Annotated in this window: 3 protein-coding genes and 1 pseudogene; 3 read left to right on the top strand and 1 reads right to left on the bottom strand. The window is 68.9% G+C overall.

Annotated elements, in window-relative coordinates:
- From VNQ78_RS07870 to VNQ78_RS07880, 3 genes are all read left to right on the top strand, one after another.
- A partial coding sequence (locus VNQ78_RS07870; protein ID WP_325688416.1) for an FAD-binding protein occupies nt 1-1,226 on the top strand: 1,226 nt, incomplete at its 5' end.
- A complete protein-coding gene (locus tag VNQ78_RS07875; protein WP_325688418.1) occupies nt 1,223-1,834 on the top strand; it encodes an NIPSNAP family protein in 612 nt (203 codons plus the stop codon). The genes VNQ78_RS07870 and VNQ78_RS07875, both read left to right, overlap by 4 nt.
- A gap of 8 nt (nt 1,835-1,842) precedes the next feature.
- Nucleotides 1,843-2,667 (top strand): sugar phosphate isomerase/epimerase, encoded by an 825-nt coding sequence (locus VNQ78_RS07880; protein ID WP_325688420.1) that lies wholly within the window; start codon nt 1,843-1,845, stop codon nt 2,665-2,667.
- 22 nt (nt 2,668-2,689) lie between these two features.
- On the opposite strand, the pseudogene VNQ78_RS07885 reads toward VNQ78_RS07880, so the two are convergent.
- A pseudogene (locus VNQ78_RS07885) lies at nt 2,690-2,803 on the bottom strand (IS5/IS1182 family transposase); the annotation flags it as partial.

Raw genomic sequence — 2,803 nt, forward strand, 5'->3', positions numbered from 1 at the left:
GCGGCGCTGATATGCGCCATTTCTTCGATGCGACGCGCAAGCCGCGCTCGGCGCTTCATGCCGCGCGGCGGATCGGGCGGCATCTGCGCGACCTCGTGCTGCATGGGCGGGGGACGCAGCTTGTGAACGGCAATGCGCTGGTTGCGCGGCTGCTGCGCTCGGCCCTCGACAAGGGCGTCACGCTGATCGACAGCGCGCCGGTCGCGGAACTTACGCGGCAGGACGGGCGGATCACCGGGGCGCGGCTTTCGACGCCTCAGGGGCCGCTGGTCGTCACCGCCAGCCGGGGCGTGGTGCTGGCGACCGGGGGCTTTCCCCATGACCCGGCGCGGCTTGATCAGCTTGCGGCCGGGGCAGGGGGCGGGGCCGGGCATTTCTCGGCCGCGCCGCGCGGCAATAGCGGCGACGGGATGCGGCTTGCCGAGGCGGCGGGGGCCGAGGTCGACGGCACGCTCGCCTCGAACGTGGCGTTGGCCCCGGTGTCGCTGGTGCCGCGCGCCGATGGCTCGGTCGCGCATTTCCCGCATCTGATCGAGCGCGCGAAGCCCGGCATCATCGCGGTCACGCCCGAGGGGCGGCGCTTTGTCAGCGAGGCTGACAGCTATCACGACTTCATGGCCGTACTGCTTGCCGTGACCCCGCCCGGCAAGGCGCCGCATTGCTGGCTGATCGCGGATCACCGCGCGCAACGCCGCTGGGGCCTTGGCTGGTCCAAGCCCTTTCCCTTTCCGCTGAGGGGCGCGATCCGCTCGGGTTATCTGAAGCGGGGCCGGACGGTCGAGGAACTGGCTGTCGCCTGCGGGATCCCGGCCGCGGCGCTTTCTGACACCATCCGGCGCTTCAACGACGCCGCCGCCGAGGGCCGCGACCCGGAATTTCACCGCGGCGAAAGCATCTACAATCGCGTGCAGGGCGACGCCGCGCATGGGCCGAACCCCTCGCTCGCGCCGCTGGAAACGGGGCCGTTCTACGCGGTCAGGATCGTGCCGGGATCGCTTGGCACCTTCGCGGGGCTGAAGACGGACCCGCTGGCGCGAGTGCTGGACCGGCAGGACCGGCCGGTTCCGGGTCTTTTCGCAATTGGCAACGACATGGCCTCGGTCATGGGCGGCCATTACCCGTCGGGCGGCATCACGCTGGGGCCCGGCATGACATTCGGATATATCGCCGGCCGCGTTCTGGCCGGCCAGCCCGTCACCGGGTTTTCACAGGAGGAAATGCCATGAGCTATTACGAACTCGCCACGCTCGACACCGTGATCTTCGGGGGCGGCAAGGCCGCGCCGGGGATCGAGGCTTGGGTCGGCGCCGGGCAGGGCCGGCTTTGCGGCGCATGGGGCACCGATATCGGCACGCTGAACCGCGTCTTTGTCCTGCGCGCCTTCGACGACCTGACCCAGCTTTACGCGGAACGCGAACGCGCGCTGCGCGCGGACAACCCCTTCGGTTGCGCGGAGCAATTGGTGAACCTGTCGATGGAAAGCTATCGCGCCCTCGATTTCCTGCCGCCGGTCCAGCCGGGCAGCTTCGGCCCGGTCTATGAGTTCCGCACCTACAAGACCAAGGTGAACGGCATCCTCCCCACAATGGAGAAATGGCGCGAGGCGGTCCCCGCGCGTGAAGCTTATTCGAAGCTGACCGTCGCGATGTATGGCCTCGACGGTGCGCCGCGCCTCACGCAGATCTGGCCCTATGAAAGCCTTGCCGCGCGCAGCGAGGCGCGGGCGAAATCCGTCGCCGACGGCAAATGGCCGCCGAAGGGCGGGCCGGACTGGCTTTCCCCCGACATGACCAGCCAGATTGCCATGCCGCTGCCGTTCTCGCCGCTGAAGTGAGGGGAATGATGACCCATCCGCTGTCGCTTGCCTTCCTGACCATCTTCGATATCGGCCCGGTCGAGGCGGTGCGCATCGCCGCCGCCACCGGCTATCAGATGGTCGGGCTGCGCATCCTGCCCGCCGCGCCGGGGGCCGAGCCGGATTATCCGCTGCTGACCGACGACCGCGAGCTGGCCGAGGTTCGGGCCGCGCTTGCGGATACCGGCGTGACGGTCGGTGATGTCGAGATCATCCGCCTGAAGCCCCAGAACGACTGGGACCAGTTCGCCCGCTTCGCCGCCCGCTGCGAGGCGCTTTCTGCCCGCCATGTCCTTGTCGCGGGCGACGATCCCGAAGCCGGGCGGCTGACGGAAAGCTTCGCGCGCTTCTGCGACCTTGCCCGCCCGCATGGGCTGACCGCGGATCTGGAGTTCATGCCCTGGACTGCCGTGCCCGATCTGGCCGCCGCGCAAGGCATCGTCGAGGCGGCGGGCCGCCCGAATGGCGGCGTGCTGGTCGATGCGCTGCATTTCGACCGCTCTACCACGACGCTTGACCAGGTGGCGGCGCTGCCGCCGGCGCTGGTCAATTATGTTCAGCTTTGCGACGGGGCCGTCCCTTACGACCCCGAGGATCAGGCATTGATCCGCGTCGCGCGCGGCGAAAGGCTGTTTCCGGGGCAGGGCGGCATCGACCTTGTCGGGCTGGTCCGCGCCGTGCCGCAGGGCACGACGATCAGCGTCGAGGTTCCCCATCGCGCATTGGCCGAAAAGATGGACGCAACCGGCCGCGCCGCGATGGCCCATGCCGCGACCATGGCGATCCTGCGCGCGGCGGGGCGGTCTGACTAGGGTCCAGACTCATTGAGTTTCGGAGCCAGAACAAGACGGTTGCGGCTAGCAAGATCGCAGAGAAGAAGGTTTCCGGGCACCGGTCGTATCGGGTCGCGACGCGCCGCCAATCCTTCAGGCGGCCGAACATGATCTC

Origin of the sequence: Paracoccus sp. (in: a-proteobacteria), assembly GCF_035556475.1 — a bacterium.
Lineage (GTDB): Bacteria > Pseudomonadota > Alphaproteobacteria > Rhodobacterales > Rhodobacteraceae > Paracoccus.

What these genes read in the sequence shown, in the direction of transcription:
- VNQ78_RS07875 (WP_325688418.1), top strand. Translation starts at nt 1,223, where the DNA reads ATGAGCTATTACGAACTCGCCACGCTCGACACCGTGATCTTCGGGGGC.
- VNQ78_RS07880 (WP_325688420.1), top strand. Translation starts at nt 1,843, where the DNA reads ATGACCCATCCGCTGTCGCTTGCCTTCCTGACCATCTTCGATATCGGC.